Here is a 24648-nt window from a genome sequence, read left to right on the forward strand (position 1 = left end):
TTTTTCCATGGCTGACACTTCCGCGCGCATCCCTGCCCTTGGCACCCTCCTGACCGCCATGGTCACGCCGTTCACGAAGGACGGCACAGTGGACTACCAGCAGGCCGCGGAACTGGCCAGCAAGCTGGTGGACGACGGCTGCGACGGCTTGGTGGTCACCGGAACCACGGGCGAAACTTCCACCCTCACCGACGAAGAGAACCTGGGCATGTTCCGGGCCGTCAAGGAAGCGGTCGGAGGCCGGGCGGCAATCATTGCCGGCACCGGCACCAACGACACCGCACACTCAGTGCACCTCTCCCAGCAGGCTGCGGCCCTCGGCGTCGACGGCATCCTGCTGGTGACCCCCTACTACAACAAGCCCAGCCAGTCCGGCCTGCGCGCACACTTCGAAACCATCGCCTCCGCCGCGGACGCGCCCGTTATGCTGTACGACATCCCCGGCCGGTCCTCGATCGCCATCGAACCCGAGACCATGATCCGCCTGGCGCAGCACCCCAATATTGTGGCCGTCAAGGACGCCAAGGCCGATTTCGTTGCGGCCACCCGCGTTATGGCCGAAACGGACCTGCTCTTCTACTCCGGCGACGACGGACTGACCCTGCCCTGGATGGCGCTGGGTGCCGTGGGCCTCGTCGGCGTCACCACGCATGTGGCCACCCGCCAGTTCCGCGACCTCATCGATGCGGTCAACGCCAACGACCTCGAAACCGCGCGGAAAATCAACTTTGAGCTTCAGCCCGTGGTCCGCGCCACCATGACCCGGGTCCAGGGGGCCGTTGCGGCCAAACAGATTCTTAAATGGCAGGGAGTCCTGCCCAACTCGATTGTCCGTTTGCCCCTCGTGGAGCCGGACGAAGCCGAGATCGAAACCATCCGCGGGGATTTGGCGGAAGCGGGGCTGGTCTTTTCCTGAGGAGTAAGACCAGCACCCTTCCGCCTGGAAAGTAGTGCAATATGACCCAAACTGCCCTCACCGGCCTTGTCACCCCTCCCCGCCTGCCGCAAGGCACGCTGCGGATCGTTCCGCTCGGCGGACTGGGGGAGATCGGCCGGAACATGGCCGTGTTCGAAATCGACGGCAAACTGCTGATCGTGGACTGCGGCGTGCTCTTCCCGGAGGAAACCCAGCCCGGCGTCGACCTGATCCTGCCTGACTTCTCCTACATCGAAAACCGGCTGGACGACATCGTGGCTGTGGTCCTCACCCACGGGCACGAGGACCACATCGGCGCTGTTCCGTACCTGCTGCGCCTCCGCGGTGACATCCCGCTGGTCGGTTCGCAACTGACCCTTGCCCTGATTGAGGCGAAGCTGCAGGAGCACCGCATCCGGCCCTACACCCTCACCGTCGAGGAAGGCCAAGTGGAGAAGTTCGGCCCCTTCGAATGCGAGTTCGTAGCGGTCAACCACTCCATCCCCGACGCCTTGGCCGTGTTCCTCCGCACTGCAGGCGGCACGGTCCTGCACACAGGCGACTTCAAGATGGACCAGCTTCCCCTTGACGGCCGCATTACCGACCTGCGGCACTTCGCCAAGCTCGGCGAAGAGGGCGTTGACCTCTTTATGTCGGACTCGACCAATGCCGACATCCCCGGTTTTACTACCGCGGAAAAGGAAATCGGCCCCACCCTGGAGCGCCTCTTCGGCCAGGCCACGAAGCGGATCATCGTGGCATCGTTCTCTTCCCACGTGCACCGTGTGCAGCAGGTCCTGGACGCAGCCGCAAAGCACAACCGCAAGGTGGCCTTCGTTGGCCGCTCGATGGTCCGCAACATGGCCATCGCGGAGAAGCTCGGCTACCTGGACGTCCCGCCTGGGCTCATCGTGGACATCAAGAACATCGATAACCTGCCGGACAACCGCGTGGTGCTGATGTCCACCGGTTCCCAGGGCGAACCGATGGCCGCACTGTCCCGCATGGCAAACGGCGACCACCGCGTGGTGGTGGGCGACGGTGACACGGTCATCCTCGCATCCAGCCTCATCCCCGGAAACGAAAACGCCGTCTTCCGGATCATCAACGGTCTGCTCAAGCTCGGTGCCGACGTTATCCACAAGGGCAATGCCAAGGTCCACGTCTCCGGGCACGCCGCCGCCGGCGAACTCCTCTACTGCTACAACATCCTTGAGCCGCTCAACGCGATGCCGGTGCACGGTGAAACCCGCCACCTGATCGCCAACGGCAAGATCGCCATTGAGTCAGGCGTGCCGGAAGCCAGCGTGATCCTCGCGGACAACGGCACCGTAATCGACCTCAAGGACCACCGCGCAGATGTGGTGGGCCAGGTTGAAGTGGGCTTTGTCTATGTGGACGGCTCCAGCGTGGGCGAAATCACCGACGCCGACCTCAAGGACCGCCGGATCCTCGGCGACGAGGGGTTCATCTCCATCATCACGGTCATCAACCGGACCACCGGCAAGGTGGTCTCCGGACCCGAGATCCACGCCCGGGGCGTGGCAGAGGACGATTCCGTCTTCGACGACATCATCCCCAAGATCAACGCCGCGCTGGAGGAAGCCGTCCTGAACCATGCGGACCACACCAGCCACCAGCTCCAGCAGGTGGTCCGCCGCGTGGTGGGCACGTGGGTCAACCGCAAGCTCCGCCGCAAGCCCATGATCATTCCTGTGGTGCTGGAGGCGTAGCCTTCCTCGCCGCCGGCTTCGGCCCGTGCTCCTGGTCCCGTCCAGGAATGCGGGCCGGACGTGTTTAAGCCCTCAGAACCGGCATCCACCGGCGCCCAAATCCCCGGAAAACCACGGCCGTTCCGGTACCGTGGCTACTATGGCCACTCGTACTACTTCCGCGCCCAATGGTTCAAACAGGGCCAGCTCCGGCAGCAAATCCGGCGGTTCCGGCGGCCGCGGTTCCGGCTCCACGGCAGCGAAATCCCCGGCGTCCAAGTCGGGGCGGGCCGGGAGCTCCGGCACGGCGCGGACCCGCCAGCTTCCCGCCGTCGAACAGCACCAGCCCTGGCTGCTGCGGGTAGTGGGGGGAGCATGGCTGGGAATCGGCCACCTCGTGGGCGGGGGAGTGCGGCGCATCGGCCATGACGTCAGCGACCTTCCGGCGGACGAGCGCCGTGACGGTGCCGCCCTCTTCAACCTGGCCCTGGGCGTCTTCATCGCCACCTTCGCCTGGTGGGGGCTCACCGGATGGTTCCCGGACGCCGTCTACAGCGTCGTGAACGGTACGTTCGGCTGGATCTCGCTGCTGCTCCCGCTGATGCTTTTTGTGTGCGCCTTCCGGCTGTTCCGGCAGCCCTCCGACGGCCGGGGCAACAACAGGGTGGGTATCGGCTTTCTGATCATGACCTTCGCAGGGTGCGGCCTTGCGCACGTCCTGGGCGGCCAGCCCACCGTCGCCCAGGGTTTTGACGGGTTGCGGCAGGCCGGCGGCATGCTGGGATTCCTGGGCGCGTCGCCGCTGGCGGCCATCCATCCGGCCGTGCCGCTGGTGCTCTACGGGCTGCTCGCCTTCGTATCCCTGCTCATCATCACCGCTACGCCGTTCGGTGCCATTCCCCGGCGGCTTCGCGGTGCCTATGAGCACCTGATGGGCATCGACCTGCTGGACCAGGAGGACAGCGATCGTCACGACCGCAGCTACCTTGAGCGGACCCCGCCCGCCGCACCGAAAAAGAAGAAGCGCCGCCTGTTCGGCAAGGAAGAGGACGCCGACGCCGGCCTGGAAGGCTATGTGGGCGACGAAGCGTTCGAGCACGCCGTCATCGACGACGACGAGCCGCAGCCGCCGCGCCCCGCCCCGGGGGTCCGCCGCCCCACCCAGGCCGAGATCGCCGTCGAGAAGATCAAGGCGGCGCAGGGACTCGGCGCTGCTGCTTCCGCTGAACCGGGGGAGAACGCCACCGAAGCCATCCCCATGATCACCCCGGGCCTGTCCGCCTCCGGTGGCCAGGCGGGTTCCGCGGCGCCCACCGTGCCGTCCAACCCTGTGGCTCCCGCACCGCCGCCCGTTCCCATCCCGCAGCGGACCGAGCAGTTGTCGCTTGCCGGTGACGTGACCTACACCCTCCCTGCCTCGGACTACCTGACCCCGGGCTCAATCCCGAAGGAGCGCACGGAGGCCAACGACGCCGTCGTCGCTGCCCTCACCGACACGCTTCAGCAGTTCAACGTGGATGCCACCGTGACAGGCTTCAGCCGCGGTCCCACCGTCACCCGGTACGAGATCGAGCTGGCCCCGGGAACCAAGGTGGAGCGGGTTACCGCCCTGTCGAAGAACATCTCGTACGCGGTGGCCTCCAGCGACGTGCGGATCCTGAGCCCCATCCCGGGCAAGTCCGCCATCGGCATCGAGATCCCCAACACGGACCGTGAGACCGTCTCGCTGGGCGACGTGCTGCGCAGCCAGAACGCCCGCCGCACCGACCATCCGATGGTGATGGGCGTGGGCAAGGACGTTGAGGGCGGCTACGTGGTGGCCAACCTCGCCAAGATGCCCCACCTGCTGGTCGCCGGCGCCACCGGTGCCGGTAAGTCGTCCTTCGTGAACTCCATGATCACGTCCATCCTGATGCGCGCCACCCCGGACGAAGTCCGGATGGTCATGGTGGACCCCAAACGGGTGGAACTCACGGCCTACGAAGGCGTCCCGCACCTCATTACACCCATCATCACCAACCCCAAGAAGGCGGCGGAGGCCCTGCAATGGGTGGTCCGGGAGATGGACGCCAGGTATGACGACCTCGCGAATTACGGCTTCAAGCATATTGACGACTTCAACAAGGCGGTCCGTGCCGGCAAGGTCCAGCCGCCGGTCGATTCCAAGCGGGTGATCCGCCCGTACCCCTACCTGCTGGTGATCGTGGATGAGCTCGCCGACCTCATGATGGTGGCGCCACGCGACGTGGAAGACTCGATCGTCCGCATTACCCAGCTTGCCCGCGCCGCCGGCATCCACCTCGTCCTGGCCACGCAGCGGCCGTCCGTGGACGTGGTCACCGGCCTCATCAAGGCCAACGTTCCTTCGAGAATGGCGTTTGCCACCTCGTCCGTCACCGACTCGCGTGTGGTCCTTGACCAGCCGGGCGCGGAGAAGCTCATTGGCCAGGGTGACGCCCTCTTCCTGCCCATGGGTGCTTCAAAGGCCATGCGCGTCCAGGGTGCCTGGGTCACGGAGTCCGAGATCCACAAGGTGGTTGAGCACGTCAAGGGACAGCTCCAGGCGGCCTACCGTGACGACGTCGCCGTCGACGCGCCCAAGAAGCAGATCGACGACGACATCGGGGACGACCTCGAGGTGTTGCTGCAGGCCACCGAGCTGGTGGTTACCACGCAGTTCGGCTCCACATCCATGCTCCAGCGCAAGCTGCGGGTCGGCTTCGCCAAGGCTGGCCGCCTGATGGACCTGCTCGAATCGCGGGGAGTAGTGGGCCCCTCCGAGGGTTCCAAAGCCCGCGACGTCCTGGTGAAGCCGGACGACCTGGCGCCGGTCCTCGCAGCCATGAAGGGCCAGGAGGCGCCGAAGGCACCGGACGCCCAGACGGCAGCCCTCAGCGACAACGCCAACGCCAATATCGCCCAGGGCGGCTATGCCGAGGACCTGGTAGCCGCGGACCTGGACCAGCGGAAGCAGAACGTCGAATATTACGACGGATCTGACTCCGCTCCGGGCGGGTATGACGACGAAGACGGCTCGGAAGACGCCTGGTCGCTGACCGGGCGCTAGCCCAAAGAATGTAGCCTAGGAAGGTGACTAGCACCGATGCAACCGCCGCCGGCTCAGGCCGTGCCGGGGTCTGGAACCTTCCCAATGTCCTGACCATGCTCCGCATCGCGCTGGTGCCGTTCTTCGTCTGGTTCCTGATCGCTGACGCGCCGGGCCTGCAGAGCGAGGCCGGGCCCTGGCGCTGGGCAGCGGCGGCGGCGTTCGCCGTCGCAATTTATACGGACAAGCTCGACGGCGACATCGCCAGGAGCCGGAACCTCGTGACCGACTTCGGCAAGATTGCCGATCCGATTGCGGACAAGCTGCTGATCGGGTCCGCGCTGGTCATGCTGTCCGTGCTTGGCGAACTGCCCTGGTGGGTCACGGTGGTGATCCTGGTCCGTGAGTGGGGCATCACAGCGCTGCGTTTCTTCGTGATCCGCTACGGTGTCATCCCCGCGTCGCGGGGTGGCAAGCTCAAAACGGTCGTCCAGACGGCGGCCATCTTCCTGTACCTCCTGCCGCTGGCGGCCATTATGCCGTGGCTGTCATGGGCGGCTTTCGCCGTGATGATGGTGGCCGTGTTGATCACCGTCTGGACCGGCGTCGAGTACGTCGTCGAGGCGCTGCGCCTGCGGTCCAGGGGAAAGCTGCAGGGAACGGCCAACGGGCAGGAGCCGGCGTGACAAACCTTCACCATTTGTCGGAACAGGCCGTCAGGAAGGCACTGGAACTGGGACGCACCGTGGCGACGGCCGAGTCGCTGACGGCCGGCATGGTCTCAGCTGTCCTCGCTGACACCCCGGGCGCCTCCGGGATGCTGCAGGGCGGCGTGGTGGCTTACCAGAACTCGGTTAAGGAGAACGTCCTGGGGGTTTCCCCGGAATTGCTCGCCGACGCCGGATCCGTTGACAGCGCTGTTGCCGCCGCCATGGCCGCCGGCGCCCGGACCGCCCTTGGCGCCGATATCGGTATTTCTACCACCGGAGTTGCCGGACCGGAAGCCCATGATGGAAAGCCAGTGGGAACGGTGTACATCGGCATTGCTACGGCGGCGGGAAGCGCCGGCTTTGAGTATGTGTTTTCCGGGAACCGGTCCGAAATCCGTGGGCAGGCATGCGGCGTTGCACTGGAAAGGCTACTGGAAGCACTGGCTTCCTGAAGTTACCCGCCTGTAAAGTTGTTGGGAACAAAAGCCGGTACCGATTAGTTATTACATTGTGTCGCTTCCGGAGAGCGGGGGCGCCTAGGATAAAACCACCACCATGGTTCGCTCTACGGCGAACCGACTAAGAGGAGCAAGGCGATACAGATGGTAAAGCAGCCCGTATCCGTAAACGGCGTTGTCCGCTGGAAGGATGTGGGCCTCGCCGATCAGGCTAAGAGCGAACAGAAGGAGCGCAAGATGGTTGTACTTCGTCACGAAATCGGTGATGTCCTGCGCGATGTTCGCCAGCGTCAGGGGCGCACGCTCCGTGAAGTTTCGCACAGCGCCCGTGTCTCCTTGGGCTACCTGAGTGAAGTGGAGCGCGGCCAGAAGGAAGCATCTTCCGAGTTGCTTTCCTCGATCTGCACGGCCCTGGACGTCCCGTTGTCCAGCATGCTTCGTGAGGTCAGTGACCGTGTGGCAGTTGCCGAAGGCGTTGCCGTTCCGGACACCGTACCCCAGGAATTCTCCCAGCGTTACGGGCGTGATCTCGATCGCGACCTTAACACTGAACTCAACGACGAACTTTCAACAGGCCTGTTCTCCGGCGCCCGGTAAGGGCTGATCCACCACCCGGTGGCCCTGCAACACAATGAAGCCTTCGGCGGTGTGCCGGGGGCTTCAGTTGTGTCCGGCAACTTTCGTGCCTGCTGTCCGTGCCTGACCTGCCCTGGTTGTTCCGCGTACTTGGCCCGCCTGCTTGCCTCCGCCTACTTCTCCCTGGCGCCTACTTGACCCCGGCCGCCTGGGCCGGGGGACCGTCGTGCGGGAAACCGTCGCGCTCATAGGTGGAGTTCAGCTTGGCCATAAAACGGGCCAGCTCCTGCAGGTCCTCCACCGGCCATTCACCCAGGCGTTCCCGGAAGACCTGCCGCCGGGCATCCTGGACCTGGTGCATTTTTTCTTCACCTTTGGGGGTCAGCCGGATGGCCTGGGCCCGCCCGTCCAGCGGGTCGGCCTCCTTGGATACCAGGCCGATACTTTCCAGGAAGGCAATCTGCCGGCTCACGGAAGGTTTGCCCACACCGATGTTCATCGCCAGGTCCGTGAGCCGGATGGGGCCCTCGCGCCGGATGACCGTCAGCAGCCCATAGGCCGCAGGTTCCATGTCCGGGTGAACCTGCCGGGAGAGTTGGTTGGAAATGGCCCGGGCCCGCCGCCAGAAAAGGCTGATCTGGTGTTCCACGTTTTGCAGCGCGGCGTCCACGGTGGCATCGTCTTCGCGGCCGTGCGCGGGCGGGATGGCGGGGGAGTTGCTCATGGCAACAATTCTAGGGTGCGGATCGTGAGAGACTTTTCTGGTGCGAATCAGCGACTATTGGCGACTCATGGACGACGAATTTGGCGCCGGGTACTCGCGGGTCCTCAGCAGCACCCTTGTTCTTGCCGGGGTGGGTGGACGCACTGCCGACCAGGCTTTGGCCGCCGGTGTGGAGCCGCGGAAAGTGTGGCTGGCAGTCTGTGATGTCCAGGACGTCCCACCTGAGCGGCGGCTGGGAAGGGACATCAAACCCCGCGTGGAATGAGCAGTTTCTCCTGACACGCCGCGCCGCTGTTCGAATACCTGTTCGGGTAAAGCTATGCTTTTCCTAGCGGGTTTTCCACATAGCCGCCCTCATCCGGCCGGAATGTCAGTGGGTCCCATTAGCGTCAGAGATGACCAATAAACGGCCGCTGAGGCCACTCCAAAGCGAGAAAGCATTAGAGGTGTGAACCATGGCGGCAGCCCCGGATCGTGCAAAAGCGCTCGAAGCAGCGCTGGCCCAGATCGACAAGCAGTTCGGTAAAGGCTCAGTCATGCGCCTCGGGGACGAAGTCCGGGCCCCGATCGAAGTCATCCCTACCGGTTCCATTGCGTTGGACGTAGCTTTGGGAATTGGCGGCCTGCCCCGTGGCCGCGTCGTGGAAATCTACGGACCGGAATCTTCCGGTAAAACCACCGTGGCCCTTCATGCTGTGGCCAACGCCCAGCGGCTGGGCGGCATTGCCGCCTTCATCGACGCCGAGCACGCCCTCGATCCGGAGTACGCCGCCAAGCTCGGCGTGGACACGGACGCCCTCCTGGTCTCCCAGCCGGACACCGGCGAGCAGGCCCTGGAGATCATGGACATGCTGGTGGGTTCAGGCTCGCTGGACGTCATCGTTATCGACTCTGTCGCCGCCCTGGTTCCGCGCGCTGAAATCGAAGGCGACATGGGCGACAGCCACGTGGGCCTCCAGGCACGCCTCATGAGCCAGGCCCTGCGTAAGATCACCGGACGCCTGAGCCAGACCAAAACCACGGCGATCTTCATCAACCAGCTGCGTGAAAAGATCGGCGTCTTCTTCGGTTCCCCCGAAACCACCACCGGTGGCAAGGCGCTGAAGTTCTACGCCTCCATCCGCATCGACGTGCGACGCATCCAGACCCTCAAGGAGGGCGCGGATTCGGTCGGCAACCGGACCAAGGCCAAGATCGTCAAGAACAAGATGGCCCCGCCCTTCAAGGTCGCCGAGTTCGACATCATCTACGGCCAGGGCATCTCCCGCGAGGGCGGCATCATTGACATGGGCGTGGAGCACGGCATCATCAAGAAGTCCGGCTCCTGGTTCACCTATGACGGCGACCAGCTGGGCCAGGGCATGGAAAACTCCCGCCGGTTCCTTCGGGACAACCCGGAGCTTGCGGCCGAGCTGGAGCGCCTGATCAAGGAAAAGCTCGGCGTTGGCGTGAAGCCGGCAGAGCCTGAGTCCAAGGACTCCCCGAAGCTGAAAGCCGTTGACGGGTTCTAGCCGTTGACCAGTGCTGAAAGTGCGCGTCCCCGCCGGGCCAGAACCGGCGGGCGGCGCGCTGCTTCATATGCGGCTGACTTCCAGGACGGTCCGGATCACGACTCGCCGGTTGCCGGTGACGCCGAACCGGATCCCGTATCGGTCGCCCAGGCCATCGTGTACCGGCAGCTGGCAGCGTCGGCGAAAAGCCGGCTTCAGCTTGCCCGCAAACTCGCCGAACGGAACATCCCGGAGCACGTTGCAGAGGCGGTACTGGACAAGTTCCAGGAGGCGCGGCTCATCGATGACGCCGAATTCGCGGACATGTGGGTGCGGAGCCGGTCACAGTCCCGGAAGCTGGCCAAGGGCGCACTCCGGCGGGAGCTCGCCGAGAAAGGGGTGGACCAGGAAACCGCCGCCGCAGCCCTTGAGCAGCTCTCCGACGCTGACGAGGAAGCCGCCGCACGTAGCCTGGTGGAGCGGAAGCTGCGGCCCGGAACTGACCTTGGGGACAGGGCGGACCGCGACAAAGCCACGCGCCGGCTGGCGTCCATGCTGGCACGCAAGGGCTATCAGCCGTCCCAGGCTTTCCGCATCGTCTGCGAAGTCCTTGATGCCCACGCTGCTCCCGACACTGACGACCCACCGAACCGGTACCCTTAACAGGTGAGTTTGACCATTCCTTCCCCTCGTTCCGGCACCAACCCGTCTTCGGGGTCCAGCGCTGCGGCCTCGGCTGCCCCCGCTCCCGAACCGGGCACGGGAAAGCCCCGCACGTATGAGGTGCGCACTTTTGGCTGCCAGATGAACGTGCACGATTCAGAGCGCATGGCGGGCATGCTGGAGGACGCTGGCTACGTGCCGGCAGTCGGCGGCCAGGCGGACGTGGTGGTGTTCAACACCTGCGCCGTTCGTGAAAACGCTGACAACAAGCTCTACGGCAACCTCGGCATCCTTGCCCCGGTGAAGGCGGCAAACCCCGGCATGCAGATCGCCGTCGGCGGCTGCCTCGCACAGAAGGACCGGGAAACCATCCTGAAGAAGGCGCCCTGGGTGGATGCCGTTTTTGGCACGCACAACGTCGGCGCCTTGCCCGCGCTGCTGGACCGTGCCCGGCACAACGACGAGGCGCAGCTGGAGATCCTGGAATCGCTGGACGTTTTTCCGTCCACGCTTCCCACCAAGCGCGACTCCGTGTACTCGGGCTGGGTCTCCATCTCGGTCGGCTGCAACAACACCTGCACCTTCTGCATCGTTCCCGCCCTGCGCGGCAAAGAGAAGGACCGCCGGCCCGGGGACATCCTCGCGGAGATCCAGGCCCTGGTGGACGACGGCGCCATCGAAGTGACCCTCCTGGGCCAGAACGTCAATTCCTACGGCGTGGAATTCGGCGACCGGCAGGCCTTTTCAAAACTCCTGCGGGCCTGCGGGGAGATCGAGGGCCTGGAACGTGTCCGGTTCACCAGCCCGCACCCTGCCGCCTTCACAGACGATGTCATCGATGCCATGGCCGAAACGCCCAACGTGATGCCGCAGCTGCACATGCCGCTGCAGTCCGGGTCGGACAAGGTCCTGCGTGACATGAGGCGGTCCTACCGGTCCACCAAGTTCCTCGGCATCCTGGAAAAGGTCCGGGAGAAGATTCCCCACGCCGCCATCTCCACTGACATCATTGTGGGCTTCCCCGGCGAAACCGAAGAAGACTTCCAGGCAACCCTGGATGTGGTGGAACAGTCCCGCTTCGCCACCGCCTTCACCTTCCAGTACTCCAAGCGCCCCGGCACGCCGGCAGCGGACCTGCCGGACCAGCTGCCGAAGGCCGTAGTACAGGAGCGCTTCGAACGCCTCACCGCGCTGCAGGACCGGATTGCCGCGGAGGAGAACCGGAAACAGCTGGGCCGCCGGGTAGAGGTCATGGTGACCGCGCAGTCAGGTCGCAAAGCCGAAGAGACGCACCGGCTGTCCGGACGCTCCCAGGACCAGCGGCTGGTGCATTTCTCCGTACCGGAGGGAGCACCGGCGCCTCGCCCCGGTGATCTTGTCACTGTCACCATCACCGAGGCCGCCTCCTTCCACCTCGTGGCGGACCCCACCCTTGAGGACTACAGCCTGCGCAGGTCCCGCGCCGGCGACGCCTGGGACAGGTCCCAGGCAGATTCCTGCGGAGCACCCGCGCCAGGTGTCGCCAAGGGCCGGAGCGGGGTCTCCCTCGGGATGCCTGCCCTGCCTGTCCGCAGCCGCTGACGCGTGGGCTCCCCGCCGGTTATCGCCGTCGTCGGTCCCACCGGTTCCGGCAAATCCGACTTGGCCGTAAGCCTCGCCCTTGAGCTGGACGGCGAAGTCATCAACGCCGACGCCATGCAGTTCTACCGGGGCATGGACATCGGTACCGCAAAAATCACGATGGCTGAACGCAGGGGCGTGCCGCACCACCTCTTGGACATCCTGGACGTCACTGAGGAAGCCAGCGTTTCCCAGTTCCAGCAGCAGGCGCGCGCCATCATCACGGACATCCACGCACGCGGGAAACGGGCCATCCTCGCCGGCGGCTCAGGACTGTATGTGCGGGCCGCCCTTGACGTCCTTGAATTCCCCGGGACGGACCCGCGGCTGCGCCGGCGGCTTGAGGAAGAGCTGGCGGCGCACGGCACTGGTGCACTGCTGGCCCGGCTCCAGGCCGTTGACCCGGTATCGGCCGGCAGGCTCTCCGACGATCGGCGGATCATCCGGGCACTGGAGGTCTATCAGCTCACCGGACGGCCGTTCAGCTCCTTTATGCCGCACCGCGAGTATTACCAGCCCGCAGTACAGATCGGCCTCACCGTTGACCGGGACGAGCTCCGCGACCGCCTGGCCCGCAGGGTGCACCGGATGGTGGACGGTGGCCTGCTCGCCGAGGTGGAACGGCTGGAAACGCAGGGGCTGCGGCAGGGCAAAACAGCCCCCCGTGCCCTGGGCTACGCGCAGTTCCTGCGGGTACTCGACGGTGCAACAACAGTTCCCGAGGCGGCCGAGGAGACCATCGTGGCAACCCGGCAGTTCGCCCGTCGGCAGCTCACGTGGTTCCGTGCCGATCCCCGGATCCAGTGGCTGGACTGGCAGGATCCGCAGCTGGTGGCCCACGCGGCCGCCCTCTGCAGCTGAAGCGGACACCTCTACAGCGGACCCAGGAGTTTTTGGTCAAGCAGAGGGTGTTCCGGCGGCCGGAGGCCGCTGTATCCGGACAAAAACTTCAGGTTTCAGGCACGCTCCACCCGACCGGTAACCTTGACACCATGAACGCAACCCTTGCCGAGACAACAGAGCACGCCTTCCGCACGTTGGGCGGGCTCCGCTTCTCCAAGGGGCACGGCACCGGTAACGATTTTGTCCTGGTTGCCGACCCGGAGGGGATGCAGACCATAGGGGCAGAACAGGTGGCAGCCCTGTGTGACCGCCACCGCGGCATTGGCGGAGACGGGCTCATCCGCGCGGTCCCATCCCGCTTCCTGCCCGAGGGCCGCGAACTGCTGGCCGCGACCCCCGGCGCTGAATGGTTCATGGATTACCGCAACGGCGACGGCTCGCTGTCCGAGATGTGCGGCAACGGCGTCCGCGTCTTCGTCCATTTCCTCCGGACCGAGGGCCTGGTGCACCTGCCCGACGGCGGTGCGCTCACCATCGGCACCCGTGCCGGGGCCAAGACCGTCGTCCGGACCGGTGAGGATTACGCCGTCGACATGGGCCCCTGGGAGTTCATTTTCCCCGGCGAGGCCACCGCCAAGGCCATGGATTCACTGGTCACAGCTGACGGACTGGAAGTTCCCCGTCCCGCGTTATCCGTCAGCATGGGCAACCCCCACACTGTGGTTGCCCTCGCCGAGCTCTCCGAACTTGCAGGGACCCGCCTCTTCACCGCACCCGTAGTGGACCCGGTGCCGGCCAACGGCACCAACGTGGAGTTCGTGGTTCCGTCCGAACCCCTGGTGCACGACGGTGTCGGGTCCGTCACCATGCGCGTGCACGAACGCGGAGTAGGGGAGACCCAGTCCTGCGGAACGGGAGCCTGCGCCGCAGCCGTCGCCATCAGGCACTGGGCAGGAGCGGAAGCGCCGGACACCTGGCAGGTGCATGTCCCGGGAGGCGTGGTGGGAGTGAAATTTTTCGCCGGCCCCGGCGGCCACGAACACGTGGAGCTCAGCGGCCCGGCCGTTATTGTGGCAACAGGGACGCTTTCCTGACCTTCAGGATGCGGAAGGACTTGGAGGTTGATTCCCGGCTCACGCTGAAGGACTCATCCAGTTCCGCCGACAGCCAGCGCTGAAGCGAGTCCGCACCCAGGTTCTTCTGCACCACCAGCCAGGCGGTTCCGCCCGGGGCCAGGCGCGGCAGCCACAGCCTCAGGAGTGAATGCAGTTCGTCCTTGCCGATCCGGATGGGTGGATTCGACCAGATGGTGTCGAAGCGCACCTCCGGATCCACGGCCTCAGGCGTGCTGGCCACCACGTTGGACAGCCCCAGCGCAGCGGCGTTCTCGTTGGTGAGCGTGATGCACCGTTCATTGACGTCTACTGCATAAACCTTTGAATGCGGGGCGCGCAGCGCCATGGTGAGCGCAATCGGACCCCAGCCGCACCCGATGTCCAGCAGGTTTCCGGTAGGCGAGGGCGCGGGCACCTCGGCAAGGAGCACGGCGGTTCCCTTGTCGATCCCGTCAGGGCTGAAGATGCCCGTGGAGGTCTGCAGCCTGCGCGTTTCACCTGCGAGTTCAACCGTGAGCGGCTTCCGCGTGAACGGGCCGGCGGGGGATGCGCTGAAATAGTGTGCGGACTCCATAACTCGCCAGAGTAGTTCCCCTTGCAGCGTAAAGTGAAACCCCGCCCTTTGCCCCTCTGCTAATGTTGAAGCCATGTTCCTGATCTTCGAGTAGCCGGCACGGGCCCTGCCCGTCCCGTAGCCATGTCCCACAGCGACGCAGGTATCCATGCCTTCCGCTCAGTGCACCGGACCCGCGCAGATGCGCTTCCTCCGGCCGCCGGACAATACTCGAAAGTCAGCGTCCCGCTGTCTCTTTCGCCGATTCTCCGGCTCCTTCCCGCTTTCCGCCACCTCCACGCGATGTGGCCGCCACCGCCAGCCGCTTTCCCGGCCCGGCGAACCAAACAGGAGAACTGCATGACCGCAGGCCGTCAGCCCAGCGCGAATACTTCCCCAACCAGCAGCAATCGGCACTATTCTGGAACTGCCGAATCTTCAAAGGAGACCATGACCAGCCAGCCCAACACCGGATCCGATCCAGCCGCCCAGGACATGAGCCCTGAGGAAATCCAGGCCGTGATCGACCGGATTCTCTCCAAGGACGTACCGGCCAAGAGCGTCAGCACGGCAGGCGATGCAAGCCGCGGCGACGGGAAGGGTGTGCTGGGCAAGGCCCAGGCCATATCCCGGTTGGATGAAGAACATTCAACGTACGACGGCGACCAGCAGGACCTCGAGGAACGCCGCGCCCTGCGCCGCACGGCAGGCCTTTCCACGGAACTGGAAGACGTTACCGAAGTCGAGTACCGCCAGCTTCGCCTGGAACGCGTGGTCCTCGCCGGCATCTGGTCGGAGGGAACCCTCGCAGACGCGGAAAACTCGCTGCGTGAACTTGCCGCCCTTGCTGAAACAGCAGGTTCGGAGGTCCTGGACGGACTCGTGCAGCGCCGTGACAAGCCGGATCCGGGCACCTTCCTCGGTTCAGGCAAGGCCCTGGAACTGAAGGACATCGTGATGTCCACCGGTGCCGACACCGTCGTGGTCGACGCCGAGCTGGCGCCGTCCCAGCGCCGTGGCCTTGAAGACATCGTCAAGGTCAAGGTCATTGACCGGACAGGCCTGATCCTGGACATCTTCGCCCAGCATGCCAAGAGCCGGGAAGGCAAGGCCCAGGTGGAGCTCGCCCAGCTCGAGTACCTCCTGCCGCGCCTCCGCGGCTGGGGCGAATCGATGTCCCGCCAGGCCGGTGGCCAGGTGGGTGGCGCAGCGGCCGGCATGGGTTCGCGTGGTCCCGGTGAGACGAAGATCGAACTGGACCGCCGAAGGATCCGTACCCGCATGGCCAAGCTGCGGCGCGAGATCGCCGCGATGAAGCCTGCCCGGGAGACGAAACGCGCCAATCGTCGTCGTAATGAGGTGCCCTCCGTTGCAATCGCGGGGTACACCAACGCCGGGAAGTCCTCGCTGTTGAACCGCCTGACCGACGCCGGAGTCCTCGTGGAGAACGCGCTGTTCGCCACCCTGGACCCCACGGTCCGCAAGGCCGAAACCGCTGACGGCCTCGGTTACACGCTGGCCGATACTGTCGGTTTTGTCCGTTCGCTGCCCACCCAGCTGGTGGAGGCTTTCCGCTCCACCCTCGAGGAGGTTGCTGACTCGGACCTGATCCTTCACGTTGTGGACGTATCGCACCCGGACCCGGAAGGCCAGATCGCTGCAGTCCGAAAGGTCTTCAGCGAGGTGGACGCCCGCAAGGTTCCGGAGATTATTGTCCTCAACAAGGCCGACGCCGCCGATCCCTTTGTGGTGGAACGGCTGAAGCAGCGCGAACCGCGCCACGTTGTGGTGTCGGCCCGCACGGGGGAGGGCATTCCCGAGCTGCTGAAAGCGATCAGCGAGGCCATTCCGCGGCCGTCGGTCAAGCTTGACCTGCTCATTCCGTACGACCGCGGGGACCTGGTCAGCAAGCTGCATGAGTCCGACGCCGAGATCATCAGCGTTGACCACGATGAAACCGGTACCCGGGCAGTTGTTAAAGTCCGGGAAGGCCTCGCGGCTGAACTGGAATCATTCGTCAGCAATGACTGACCTGGTGGCTGACGAAGCCACAGGCACGGCCGGCGAGCAGTTCGTGATCGAGCTGCTCGACCGCGCCGTTGCCGGCATGGGCGGGCAGAGCCGCAGTGGACAACACGAAATGGCCCGGCAGGTGGCCCGGGCGATTGAAACCGGCGACCACCTGCTGGTTCAGGCGGGAACAGGTACGGGCAAGTCGCTGGCGTACCTGATACCGCTGATTGCCCACGCCTTGGAGAGCGACAAGCCTGCCCTGGTGTCCACTGCAACGCTTGCCCTGCAGACACAGATTGTGGGCAGGGACATTCCGCGGCTCCTGAAAACCATCACCCCGGCCCTGGCACGGCCGGTAAAGGTGGCCCTGGTCAAAGGCCGGTCAAATTACGTCTGCCGGCACAAGCTTGAAGGCGGGTTTCCCTCCGAGGAGCCGGCGGAGGGCCAGTTGTTTTCCCTGGGGGAGGACACCAGCGTCCCGCACTTTGCTGCGGCTGTGGGCGGTCCTGCTTCACAGCTGGGCAAGGAAGTGGTGCGCCTGCGGGAGTGGGCGGAGAAAACCACCACCGGTGACCGCGACGAGCTCCTGCCCGGCGTCACCGACCGTGCTTGGCGGCAGGTCTCCGTCACGTCAATGGAATGCCTGGGGGCCCAGAAGTGCCCCATGGCCGCGGAGTGCTTCAGTGAGCTCGCACGGCAGGACGCCGCCGACGCCGACGTTGTGGTCACCAACCATGCCATGCTCGCCGTCAGCGCTTTTGAAGGGCTCGCAGTGCTGCCCGAATACGACGTCGTTGTGGTTGATGAGGCCCACGAACTCCAGGACAGGGTCACGGGCGCGGTCTCGGGGCAGCTGTCCGTGGCTATGGTCCACGCAGCTGCCGCCGGCGCCCGAAAGCACACCGCCATCACGGTGGATGCCCTCAACGCCGCTGCCGCCAACCTTGAGGTTGCCCTGGCGGGAGTTCCCAACGGGTTGCTCCCCAACGGACTGAACGATGAGCAGCTGGACTGCGTGGACCAGCTGCGCGAGGCCTGCCGTGCTGCCCTGTCCGATTCCAAGGGGGACAGCAGCACAACGGCCGACGGCGGGCGGCAGCTCGCGCGGTCCCGGCTGATGCTCATCCTGGAACTCTGCGAACGGCTCCTTGCCGCCAGGGAGAACCGGGAAGTGGTGTGGTTTTCCCGCGCCAGCTCCTTCGACCCACAGCAGGGATATTCCCAACCGGACGAGACTGCACCCGCGCTGATCAATATTGCCCCGCTTTCCGTCGCCGGACGGCTGCGGGAGGGATTGTTCGCGGACCACACAGTTGTCCTGACCTCCGCCACCCTGGCCATTGGATCCGCCTTCGAGCCCGCAGCAGGCGGCCTGGGGCTGGTGGGCGAGGGTGCGCCGAGCTGGACCGGCGTTGACGTTGGCTCACCCTTTGACTACCCGAAACAGGGGATCCTGTACGTGGCCGGGCACCTGCCCAAGCCCGGCCGGGGGGCGTCTCCTGAAGCACTGGCCGAACTGGAGGCCCTGATCCGGGCTTCCAATGGTGGTGCGCTCTGCCTGTTTTCGTCGCGGCGCGCGGCAGAAGAAGCCGCCGACGCGCTGCGGCCAAAGCTGGACATGACCATCCTGTGCCAGGGCGACTCCACCATGACGGCACTGGTGAAGCAGTTTGCCGACGAACCCGATACCTGCCTGTTCGGCACCATGTCCTTGTGGCAGGGCGTGGACGTTCCCGGCGGGTCATGCCGCCTCGTGGTCATCGACCGGATTCCCTTTCCCCGGCCCGACGATCCCCTGATGACGGCGCGGTCCCGGGCGGTGGCGCAGGCCGGAGGCAACGGCTTTATGTCCGTTTCGGCCACCCACGCAGCCATCCGGCTCGCTCAAGGCGCGGGACGGCTCATCCGGTCAACGGGGGACAAAGGCGTGGTGGCAGTGCTGGACTCCAGGCTGGCCACCGAACGGTACGCAGGATTCCTACGGGGCGCCCTGCCGCCCTTCTGGCCCACAACGGACAGGAAGACAGCCATCGCGGCGCTGGAACGGCTGGCCAGCGAGAACGCCTGAAAGGCTAGAGCGAGCGCAGCACCGAAACGACCTTGCCCATGATGGTGGCATGGTCGCCCAGGATGGGCTCGTACTGCGTGTTCTGCGGCAGCAACCAGGTGTGGCCGTCGCGCTGGCGGAAGGTTTTCACCGTGGCTTCGTCGTCCAGCAGCGCCGCGACGATGTCTCCGTTGGCGGCATCCGCCTGGCGGCGCACTACCACCCAGTCACCGTCGCAGATGGCAGCATCCACCATGGAATCGCCGGCAACCTTGAGCATAAAGAGTTCCCCCTGGCCCACAAGCTGGCGGGGGAGCGCCAGGACGTCCTCCACCACCTGGTCAGCCAGGATCGGACCACCGGCAGCGATCCGGCCTACGAGGGGAACCATGGCAGTGTCCATGGCGGTGGGAAGCGCGGTGACGTTGCCGGTGCCGGCAGGCAGGAGCGAAGCAGGCTCGGCTGCCTGCTTGGGCGAACCACCGTCCAGGGTGAGGGGCATCAGCACCTCCATGGCGCGCGGCCGCTTTGGGTCACGCCGGAGGTAGCCCAGCTTCTCCAGCTGGGAAAGCTGGTGCGTGACGCTGGAGAGGCTCGCGAGGCCTACCGTGTCCCCGATTTCGCGCATTGACGGTGGGTAACCGTTGTCATTCACTGAGCGCTGGATGGTCTCGAGGATTTTCTTCTGCCGCGGCGTCAGGCCTTTGGCGGTCTTCTTCGGTTGGGAGGTTGCCCTGCCCCCGGCGGCTGCTGCTGCCATATTCGCCAATGCCTTTCGGTTGCCCCGGACTCTCGTTGGCCCGGACCTGAAGTTCACGCCGTCATTGTCAGACCCTGCTGATCAACTGTCGAGGTGGTAGTTCCTGTCTTCAAAGCTAGGCCAGCCACATTGCTTTTTCAAACATTTGTTCTAGCGAGTCTCGACATTGTTCGTTGATAGGTGCTAAAACAGGAGAAGCAAAGTTCGAATATGTGTTCTATTCCGAGCGTAGCCATTCGAAGACCCGGACCAACGGGTCGCGGATAGCGCGGGTCCGGAGCGGAACATCGGGCAGCACAGTAAAGGTCCAGGAGGGCTAATTCATGTCAGCTACATCTGCTTCACAGGATTCAATCTCGGTGCATCACCTCATGTCGGGGCGGGGCAAGGCACAGGCTGCCTGTCCTGCACCGCCTCCGCCCCTGCGCCTGACCCGGCGCGGAAAGATCGTCCTGATCGGCATCCCCCTGGTGCTGCTGGCCGCCTTGCTGCTCTCACTGGCGGGCTTCTTCAACTCGCCCGCCAAGGCATCGGACTCACCTGAGGACCTGGCTGTGACAGCAACCGTCACCGTCACTGTGCAGCCGGGGGAGTCCCTGTGGGCCATTGCAGGAAGCGTCGCACCCGAGCGGGACGCGCGGGACGTTGTGGCGGACATCGTGCAGCTCAACAATCTAACTGCGGGCGCGGTCCTCCCGGGCCAGCAGCTCTACGTCCCCACCCGGTAGCCGCACGAAGCCCGCCGGAAACGCGGCCCTGGGACTGGAGCCGTTGCCCGGAAGGCGGGCAGGAATGGCAGCGGGAAAGCTCTGCACAGGCGTCGCGGCAGCGGCACGCTGAGCGCGAACAGGAGCCCGTCACATTTTCCGGTGCCCGGCGCTGGCACTAAACTGTTCAGGTGAATGACCAGCTAGAGCGCCTCAACCGGCTACCCCTCCGCAGCAACCTCCGTGGGCTTACCCCTTACGGCGCGCCCCAGCTGGATGTCCCCATCCTCCTCAACGTCAACGAGAACACCCACGGTGTGCCGCAGGACGTTCGTGCCGCCATCAGCGCAGCAGTGACAGAGGCTGCCACCGGACTCAACCGCTACCCCGACAGGGAGTTCAGTGAGCTGCGGAAGGCCCTGGCGGAATACCTGGGCCACGGGCTGGATGAGTCCAATGTCTGGGCGGCCAACGGCTCCAACGAAGTCCTCCAGCAGATTCTCCAGGCATTCGGCGGCCCCGGCCGCACCGCGCTGGGCTTCCCGCCCACGTACTCCATGTACCCGCTGCTGGCCAGCGGCACGGACACCGAATACGTCGTGGGCGAACGGGCTGCCGGCTACGGCCTCAGCGCAGAGTCCGCGGCGCTCCAAGTGAAGGAGCTGCAGCCCAACATTGTGTTCCTCTGCTCGCCGAACAACCCCACCGGAACCGGCCTGGGGCTCGACGTGGTGGAGGCAGTGTATGAGGCCGGCGAAGCAAGCCAGACAATCGTCATCGTTGATGAGGCGTACCACGAGTTCGCACACGACGGAACGCCCAGCGCCCTGACCCTCCTGCCGGGAAGGGAGCGGCTGATCGTCTCACGGACCATGAGCAAGGCCTTTGCGCTGGCCGGAGCGCGGCTCGGTTACATGGCGGCCGCCCCGGAGGTCACGGATGCACTGCGCCTGGTGCGCCTGCCGTACCACCTCTCAGCCGTCACCCAGGCGACTGCCCTCGCAGCACTGCAGCACCGTGAGGCGCTGCTGGCCGATGTTGAAGACATCAAGAAGCAGCGCGACCGGATCGTGGCTGAACTGATCCGCATGGGCCTCAAACCCGCCGCTTCCGATTCCAACTTTGTATTCTTTGGCGGCCTGGAGAATCCCCACGGGGTATGGCAGGAGCTGCTCGACGCCGGTGTCCTGATCCGCGACGTCGGGATTCCAGGCCATCTTCGGGTGACCGCAGGCACTGAGACGGAAACCACAGCGTTCCTCACCTCCCTGGAAAGCATCCTTGCCGGCCAGCGCACGCTTCCGGCCTAGACTTGAAGTACCGGCGCTGGACGCCCTGAACCACTCCTTCTTCCCAAAGGACACTTGACCATGAGTTCCACCGGATCCAATGCGGCCGTGGCCCGGACCGCGCGCATGGAGCGTGCCACGAGTGAATCCTCCGTGCTCGTGGAGATCAACCTTGACGGTACCGGCATCTCGGACATCGACACCTCGGTGCCCTTTTACGACCACATGCTGACAGCGCTCTGCAAGCACTCGCTGATCGACCTGACAGTAAAGGCCACCGGAGATATCCACATCGATGTCCACCACACGGTGGAAGACGTTGCCATCACCTTCGGCGAGGTGCTGCGCACCGCCCTGGGAAACAAGGCCGGGATCCGCCGCTTCGGTGAGGCCACCGTTCCTCTGGACGAGGCACTGGCCCACGCCGTCGTGGACGTGTCCGGCCGTCCCTACCTCGTCCACGGGGGTGAGCCCGCAGGCCAGGAATACCACCTGATCGGGGGACACTTCACCGGCTCGCTCACCCGCCACGTCTTTGAAGCCATCACCCTCCACGCAGGGATCTGCCTCCACATGAACGTCATCGCCGGGCGCGACCCGCACCACATCGTTGAGGCCCAGTTCAAAGCCTTCGCCCGTGCCCTTCGCGCCGCTGTTGAACCCGATCCGCGCGTTGAAGGCATCCCCTCCACCAAGGGCGCCCTGTGAGCGGCCAGGTGCTGCGGGACGGCGCCATCATCGATCCCTCAGCTGCGCAGAAGCTGCCTTCGCCCGAGGGTAAACCCACGGTAACCGTGCTGGACTATGGCTCCGGCAACGTCCGCTCGGCAGTCCGCGCCCTCGAACGCGCCGGCGCGGAGGTGATCCTCAGCTCCAAGCCAGAGGACGTCCTGAACGCCGACGGCCTGGTGGTTCCCGGCGTAGGCGCCTTTGAAACCGTTATGCGCGAGCTCAAGGCCGTGGACGGCATCCGCCTCATCGGCCGGCGTGTCGCCGGCGGCCGCCCCGTCCTGGGTATTTGCGTGGGCCTTCAGGTGCTGTTCGAGGCCGGTGTGGAACACGGTACGGAAGCTGAAGGCATTGGTGAATGGCCCGGCAAGGTGGAACTCCTGCCGGCGGAAGTCGTTCCGCACATGGGCTGGAACACAGTGAAGGTGCCCGAAGGGTCAAAGCTCTTTGCCGGCGTCGAAAGCGAGCGGTTCTACTTTGTGCACTCCTACGGCGTGCAGGAGTGGAACTTCGACGTTGTCCAGCCGCGCATGGCCGCGCCCCTCGTTACCTGGTCCGAGCACGGTGCCCCTTTTATCGCCGCAGTCGAAAACGGCCCGCTGTGCGCCACGCAGTTCCACCCGGAAAAGTCCGGCGACGCCGGCGCCCGGCTCCTGCGCAACTGGGTGGAAGCCCTCCGCAAACCTTCTGTGGCAGGCAACCCGGGTGAAACCGTTGAAACGTCTTCCAGCGGCGACGCCTGAATGTGGTCCGTGATCCTGATGGGCCTCGCCGGCCTGCTGATCGGCGGCGCCCTGTCCTTCCGGCAGCAGCATAAGCCCCTCTGGACGCAGGTCTCGTTCTACGTCCTGGCGGGCATGGCGTTGCTGGCCGCTTACCTGCTGACGCTGCCCGCCACCTAGCTGCTGAACAACCAACGGCCGGCAAGCTGTCCGCCACACCTCCTGCCCCCTAACACTGAGGATTACGATGAACTCCGCTACCGACCTGCCGGTACTTGAACTGCTTCCCGCCGTCGACGTCGTCAACGGCCAGGCCGTCCGGCTGGTCCAGGGTGAGGCGGGCAGCGAAACCAGCTATGGGACCCCGCTGGAGGCGGCCCTGAACTGGCAGCAGCAGGGTGCGGAGTGGGTCCATCTGGTGGACCTGGACGCGGCCTTTGGCCGTGGCTCCAACGCTGAGCTCCTCCGAGAGGTTGTTGGCCGGCTGGACATCAAGGTTGAACTCTCCGGCGGCCTCCGGGACGACGCCACGCTCGAGGCGGCACTGGACCTGGGCGTTGCCCGCGTGAACCTCGGTACGGCAGCGCTGGAGAACCCGGAATGGACCCGCCGGGCCATCGAACGCTTCGGTGACAAGATCGCCGTCGGCCTCGACGTCCGCGGAACCACGCTGGCCGGCCGCGGCTGGACCAAGGAAGGCGGGGACCTCTGGGATGTCCTTGGCCGGCTCGAAGAAGCAGGTTGCTCGCGGTACGTGGTGACTGACGTAACCAAGGACGGTACCCTGCAGGGGCCCAACGTGGAGCTGCTCCGCCAAATGGTCGAAAAGACCGGCAAGCCCGTCGTGGCGTCCGGGGGTATCTCGAGCCTGGATGACCTCAAAGTGCTGCGTTCCCTGGTGCCCCTGGGTGTCGAAGGTGCCATCGTGGGCAAGGCCCTGTACGCCGGGGCTTTCACGCTGCCCGAGGCTTTGGACGTCGCCGGCCGCCGCTAGGCAGCCGGCACGCAGCACCAGTAGACGCCATGGCCAGCAACGAATCCGGCACCCCGCCGCAGCGCCACCTTCCCGGCCACATCGCCGCCGCATTGGCCGGGGCCGGTGGCCCCGCCGACTCTGCCGGGCAGCCCTGGGCAGGGCGCAGCCTCGCCGGTGACGATGCCAGGATCCATAACTTCGAGGACGACGACGGAACGGCCGACGCCGGCTACCTCACCGCCGTCACGGCCCTGCGGGCAGGGCGGGGGGACGAGGCTGCTGTGGTCGCCTCACTGGCCACCGCCCGCGTTTTTATTCCGATCGTCGCCCAGCTCGCTGAAGAAGCCGAAGGCCAGGATGGCCTTCAGGCCGACAAACAGGCCAACATGGCCCTGGTCACGCTCAAGGCCGCCGATGGCAGGACCGCCATGCCCGCCTTCACGTCTGCGAAGGCTTTGGCAGCCTGGCACCCGGAAGCCAGGCCCGTCGCCGTCTACGCAGCCAGGGCTGCCCTTTCCGCGGTGTCCGAGGGCGCTGAATTGCTGGTCCTGGATCCGGGCGCGGCAGTAACGTTTGTGGTCCGGAGGCCGGCCATGTGGGCCCTGGCCCAGCAGCACGACTGGATCCCGTCCTACACCGATGACGTCCTGGCCGGCGAGATGCGCCGGGCCGCGGCGGGCTTCCCGGCGGTGCGCGGCCTGGAACTTCTCCCGGGCAGGGGAGTGGCCGCCCAAACCGCCGACGGATCCGTCCTTGCCGGCGGCGGCGCCGGTCCCGAGCTGCAGGTGGTGCTGTACCTGGCAGACGGCCTGGACGCGGCCGGGGTGCAGCAGCTGGTTGCCGGACTGCAGGCTGAGTGGTCCCGGAATGTATTGTTTGGTGAGCGGGTCGACTCCATGGAAATCAAACTGCGGCGCGCTGTCCACTAGCTGCTGCCAGGAGGGGGATCCCCGGCCGGCTGCGGCAGACCGAAGGATTC

At 65.5% G+C, this 24648-nt stretch carries 24 protein-coding genes; 21 read left to right on the forward strand and 3 right to left on the reverse strand.

Going from position 1 to position 24648, the window contains the following annotated elements; translation table 11 throughout:
• The first annotated feature begins 7 nt into the window (after window positions 1-7).
• The 6 genes from dapA (at window position 8) to G6R19_RS10390 (ending at window position 7439) form a co-directional block, all read left to right on the forward strand.
• Window positions 8-916: a 4-hydroxy-tetrahydrodipicolinate synthase gene (gene dapA / locus G6R19_RS10365; protein ID WP_163164526.1), complete on the forward strand. Its 909-nt coding sequence runs from the start codon at window positions 8-10 to the stop codon at window positions 914-916.
• A 41-nt stretch (window positions 917-957) separates the two neighbouring features.
• The gene (locus tag G6R19_RS10370; RefSeq protein WP_163164528.1) at window positions 958-2649 is read left to right on the forward strand and encodes a ribonuclease J; all 1692 of its coding nucleotides are present in this window, start codon (window positions 958-960) and stop codon (window positions 2647-2649) included.
• A 139-nt stretch (window positions 2650-2788) separates the two neighbouring features.
• The gene (locus G6R19_RS10375; protein WP_163164530.1) at window positions 2789-5695 is read left to right on the forward strand and encodes a DNA translocase FtsK; all 2907 of its coding nucleotides are present in this window, start codon (window positions 2789-2791) and stop codon (window positions 5693-5695) included.
• A 23-nt stretch (window positions 5696-5718) separates the two neighbouring features.
• Window positions 5719-6360, forward strand: a complete 642-nt coding sequence (gene pgsA, locus G6R19_RS10380) for a CDP-diacylglycerol--glycerol-3-phosphate 3-phosphatidyltransferase (protein WP_163164532.1) — start codon at window positions 5719-5721, stop codon at window positions 6358-6360.
• The gene (locus tag G6R19_RS10385; RefSeq protein ID WP_163164534.1) at window positions 6357-6836 is read left to right on the forward strand and encodes a CinA family protein; all 480 of its coding nucleotides are present in this window, start codon (window positions 6357-6359) and stop codon (window positions 6834-6836) included. The genes pgsA and G6R19_RS10385 overlap by 4 nt, the downstream gene beginning before the upstream one ends.
• Window positions 6837-6986: 150 nt before the next feature.
• On the forward strand, window positions 6987-7439 hold the full coding sequence (locus tag G6R19_RS10390) for a helix-turn-helix transcriptional regulator (protein ID WP_163164537.1): 453 nt from the start codon (window positions 6987-6989) through the stop codon (window positions 7437-7439).
• A 169-nt stretch (window positions 7440-7608) separates the two neighbouring features.
• On the opposite strand, the gene G6R19_RS10395 is transcribed toward G6R19_RS10390, so the two are convergent.
• The gene (locus G6R19_RS10395) at window positions 7609-8142 is read right to left on the reverse strand and encodes a MarR family transcriptional regulator (protein WP_163164539.1); all 534 of its coding nucleotides are present in this window, start codon (window positions 8140-8142) and stop codon (window positions 7609-7611) included.
• Window positions 8143-8182: 40 nt separating this feature from the next.
• Between G6R19_RS10395 and G6R19_RS10400 the strand changes: the two genes are divergently transcribed.
• The 6 genes from G6R19_RS10400 (at window position 8183) to dapF (ending at window position 13852) form a co-directional block, all read left to right on the forward strand.
• Window positions 8183-8407 (forward strand): DUF3046 domain-containing protein, encoded by a 225-nt coding sequence (locus G6R19_RS10400; RefSeq protein ID WP_163164541.1) that lies wholly within the window; start codon window positions 8183-8185, stop codon window positions 8405-8407.
• 190 nt (window positions 8408-8597) lie between these two features.
• On the forward strand, window positions 8598-9653 hold the full coding sequence (gene recA / locus G6R19_RS10405) for a recombinase RecA (RefSeq protein ID WP_066274884.1): 1056 nt from the start codon (window positions 8598-8600) through the stop codon (window positions 9651-9653).
• A 153-nt stretch (window positions 9654-9806) separates the two neighbouring features.
• Complete coding sequence (locus G6R19_RS10410) at window positions 9807-10295, forward strand: regulatory protein RecX (RefSeq protein WP_240341836.1); 489 nt, start codon at window positions 9807-9809, stop codon at window positions 10293-10295.
• Window positions 10296-10298: 3 nt separating this feature from the next.
• Window positions 10299-11876: a tRNA (N6-isopentenyl adenosine(37)-C2)-methylthiotransferase MiaB gene (gene miaB / locus G6R19_RS10415; protein ID WP_163164545.1), complete on the forward strand. Its 1578-nt coding sequence runs from the start codon at window positions 10299-10301 to the stop codon at window positions 11874-11876.
• A 3-nt stretch (window positions 11877-11879) separates the two neighbouring features.
• Entirely contained in the window at window positions 11880-12776 is an 897-nt protein-coding gene (gene miaA / locus G6R19_RS10420) for a tRNA (adenosine(37)-N6)-dimethylallyltransferase MiaA (protein ID WP_163164547.1), read from the forward strand.
• A 131-nt stretch (window positions 12777-12907) separates the two neighbouring features.
• Window positions 12908-13852, forward strand: a complete 945-nt coding sequence (gene dapF, locus G6R19_RS10425; protein ID WP_163164549.1) for a diaminopimelate epimerase — start codon at window positions 12908-12910, stop codon at window positions 13850-13852.
• Here the strand turns inward: dapF and G6R19_RS10430 are convergent.
• Window positions 13824-14447, reverse strand: a complete 624-nt coding sequence (locus tag G6R19_RS10430) for a methyltransferase (RefSeq protein WP_163164551.1) — start codon at window positions 14445-14447, stop codon at window positions 13824-13826. The two genes, dapF and G6R19_RS10430, sit on opposite strands and share 29 nt — an antisense overlap.
• A 429-nt stretch (window positions 14448-14876) precedes the next feature.
• Between G6R19_RS10430 and hflX the strand changes: the two genes are divergently transcribed.
• Both hflX and G6R19_RS10440 read left to right on the forward strand, forming a co-directional pair.
• On the forward strand, window positions 14877-16457 hold the full coding sequence (gene hflX / locus G6R19_RS10435) for a GTPase HflX (protein WP_163164553.1): 1581 nt from the start codon (window positions 14877-14879) through the stop codon (window positions 16455-16457).
• The gene (locus G6R19_RS10440) at window positions 16450-18507 is read left to right on the forward strand and encodes an ATP-dependent DNA helicase (RefSeq protein WP_163164555.1); all 2058 of its coding nucleotides are present in this window, start codon (window positions 16450-16452) and stop codon (window positions 18505-18507) included. The genes hflX and G6R19_RS10440 overlap by 8 nt, the downstream gene beginning before the upstream one ends.
• Before the next feature lie 4 nt (window positions 18508-18511).
• Here the strand turns inward: G6R19_RS10440 and lexA are convergent, their stop codons facing one another.
• On the reverse strand, window positions 18512-19246 hold the full coding sequence (gene lexA / locus G6R19_RS10445; RefSeq protein WP_163164557.1) for a transcriptional repressor LexA: 735 nt from the start codon (window positions 19244-19246) through the stop codon (window positions 18512-18514).
• Between the two features lie 371 nt (window positions 19247-19617).
• Between lexA and G6R19_RS10450 the strand changes: the two genes are divergently transcribed.
• From G6R19_RS10450 to G6R19_RS10480, 7 genes are all read left to right on the forward strand, one after another.
• Window positions 19618-19974, forward strand: coding sequence for a LysM peptidoglycan-binding domain-containing protein (locus G6R19_RS10450; protein WP_163164689.1), 357 nt, complete (start codon window positions 19618-19620; stop codon window positions 19972-19974).
• A 170-nt stretch (window positions 19975-20144) separates the two neighbouring features.
• On the forward strand, window positions 20145-21263 hold the full coding sequence (locus tag G6R19_RS10455; RefSeq protein ID WP_163164559.1) for a histidinol-phosphate transaminase: 1119 nt from the start codon (window positions 20145-20147) through the stop codon (window positions 21261-21263).
• Between the two features lie 60 nt (window positions 21264-21323).
• On the forward strand, window positions 21324-21950 hold the full coding sequence (hisB, locus tag G6R19_RS10460) for an imidazoleglycerol-phosphate dehydratase HisB (protein ID WP_163164561.1): 627 nt from the start codon (window positions 21324-21326) through the stop codon (window positions 21948-21950).
• Window positions 21947-22714, forward strand: coding sequence for an imidazole glycerol phosphate synthase subunit HisH (gene hisH / locus G6R19_RS10465; protein ID WP_163164563.1), 768 nt, complete (start codon window positions 21947-21949; stop codon window positions 22712-22714). Before hisB ends, hisH begins: the two co-directional genes overlap by 4 nt.
• Window positions 22715-22723: 9 nt before the next feature.
• Window positions 22724-22873, forward strand: coding sequence for a hypothetical protein (locus G6R19_RS10470; protein WP_163164170.1), 150 nt, complete (start codon window positions 22724-22726; stop codon window positions 22871-22873).
• Between the two features lie 67 nt (window positions 22874-22940).
• Window positions 22941-23687 carry a bifunctional 1-(5-phosphoribosyl)-5-((5-phosphoribosylamino)methylideneamino)imidazole-4-carboxamide isomerase/phosphoribosylanthranilate isomerase PriA gene (gene priA, locus G6R19_RS10475; RefSeq protein WP_050055650.1) on the forward strand — a complete coding sequence of 249 codons (747 nt, stop codon included), beginning with the start codon at window positions 22941-22943 and terminating at the stop codon, window positions 23685-23687.
• A gap of 29 nt (window positions 23688-23716) precedes the next feature.
• Window positions 23717-24598 (forward strand): SseB family protein, encoded by an 882-nt coding sequence (locus tag G6R19_RS10480; RefSeq protein ID WP_163164565.1) that lies wholly within the window; start codon window positions 23717-23719, stop codon window positions 24596-24598.
• The last annotated feature ends 50 nt before the right edge of the window (window positions 24599-24648 follow it).

The organism is Arthrobacter sp. Alg241-R88, assembly GCF_900537115.1.
GTDB lineage: Bacteria > Actinomycetota > Actinomycetes > Actinomycetales > Micrococcaceae > Arthrobacter.

Bases quoted from the DNA above. Each gene is read 5' to 3' on its own strand.
- dapA (WP_163164526.1), top strand. From the start codon at position 8: ATGGCTGACACTTCCGCGCGCATCCCTGCCCTTGGCACCCTCCTGACC.
- G6R19_RS10370 (WP_163164528.1), top strand. From the start codon at position 958: ATGACCCAAACTGCCCTCACCGGCCTTGTCACCCCTCCCCGCCTGCCG.
- G6R19_RS10375 (WP_163164530.1), top strand. From the start codon at position 2,789: ATGGCCACTCGTACTACTTCCGCGCCCAATGGTTCAAACAGGGCCAGC.
- G6R19_RS10390 (WP_163164537.1), top strand. From the start codon at position 6,987: ATGGTAAAGCAGCCCGTATCCGTAAACGGCGTTGTCCGCTGGAAGGAT.
- G6R19_RS10395 (WP_163164539.1), bottom strand. From the start codon at position 8,142: ATGAGCAACTCCCCCGCCATCCCGCCCGCGCACGGCCGCGAAGACGAT.
- recA (WP_066274884.1), top strand. From the start codon at position 8,598: ATGGCGGCAGCCCCGGATCGTGCAAAAGCGCTCGAAGCAGCGCTGGCC.
- dapF (WP_163164549.1), top strand. From the start codon at position 12,908: ATGAACGCAACCCTTGCCGAGACAACAGAGCACGCCTTCCGCACGTTG.
- G6R19_RS10430 (WP_163164551.1), bottom strand. From the start codon at position 14,447: ATGGAGTCCGCACACTATTTCAGCGCATCCCCCGCCGGCCCGTTCACG.
- hflX (WP_163164553.1), top strand. From the start codon at position 14,877: ATGACCAGCCAGCCCAACACCGGATCCGATCCAGCCGCCCAGGACATG.
- G6R19_RS10440 (WP_163164555.1), top strand. From the start codon at position 16,450: ATGACTGACCTGGTGGCTGACGAAGCCACAGGCACGGCCGGCGAGCAG.
- lexA (WP_163164557.1), bottom strand. From the start codon at position 19,246: ATGGCAGCAGCAGCCGCCGGGGGCAGGGCAACCTCCCAACCGAAGAAG.
- G6R19_RS10450 (WP_163164689.1), top strand. From the start codon at position 19,618: ATGTCGGGGCGGGGCAAGGCACAGGCTGCCTGTCCTGCACCGCCTCCG.
- hisB (WP_163164561.1), top strand. From the start codon at position 21,324: ATGAGTTCCACCGGATCCAATGCGGCCGTGGCCCGGACCGCGCGCATG.
- priA (WP_050055650.1), top strand. From the start codon at position 22,941: ATGAACTCCGCTACCGACCTGCCGGTACTTGAACTGCTTCCCGCCGTC.
- G6R19_RS10480 (WP_163164565.1), top strand. From the start codon at position 23,717: ATGGCCAGCAACGAATCCGGCACCCCGCCGCAGCGCCACCTTCCCGGC.